The organism is Pseudomonas sp. 22515, assembly GCF_052044625.1.
Lineage (GTDB): Bacteria > Pseudomonadota > Gammaproteobacteria > Pseudomonadales > Pseudomonadaceae > Aquipseudomonas > Aquipseudomonas alloputida.
The window spans coordinates 1-467 of the sequence record NZ_JBQENN010000079.1 but is presented as its reverse complement, the minus strand read 5'-3'; the positions used below and the strand labels follow the sequence as shown (position 1 = coordinate 467).

Genomic DNA, 467 nt, shown 5'->3' with positions numbered 1-467 from the left:
GTACCGTTAGCCGGGATGGTGATGGTGGTTTTGCCATCGTCCAGGGTAAAGGTCAGCGCCGCATGCTTGTCGATCGGCAGACCGTCTTTGTTGGTCAGCGTAATGGTGTAGGTAATCTCGCCGCCTTCGGTGACCGACGGGGTAGCAGTCAGCTTGGCCACGACTTCGTCGGTGGTGTCGGTCACTTGGACCGAAGCCGCACCGCCCAACTCGAGGTTCTCGAAGGTCGCACCAGTGGCGTCCACCGCCGAGGTGATACCCAGGCTGATCTGGCCAGCGTCCTGGTAGACGTCATCGCCTTGCGCGTCGTGAGTGTATGGCGCACTGGTTTCGCCGGCCTTGATGGTGACCTGGGCATTGTTGCTCAGGGTCACGACCAGGTCGTGGGCCAGGGCGGTGTTGATGTGCACGGTGAAGGTCGGTTTGACGTTCTCGGCCACCGAGGTCTGGTCGGCCGTGATGGTGAC

At 61.7% G+C, this 467-nt stretch carries 1 protein-coding gene; it reads right to left on the bottom strand.

The annotated features are described in order from the left end of the window. Positions 1 to 467 (bottom strand): immunoglobulin-like domain-containing protein (locus tag ACTJJN_RS27020; RefSeq protein WP_440781800.1); only part of this gene is annotated, 467 nt, incomplete at both ends.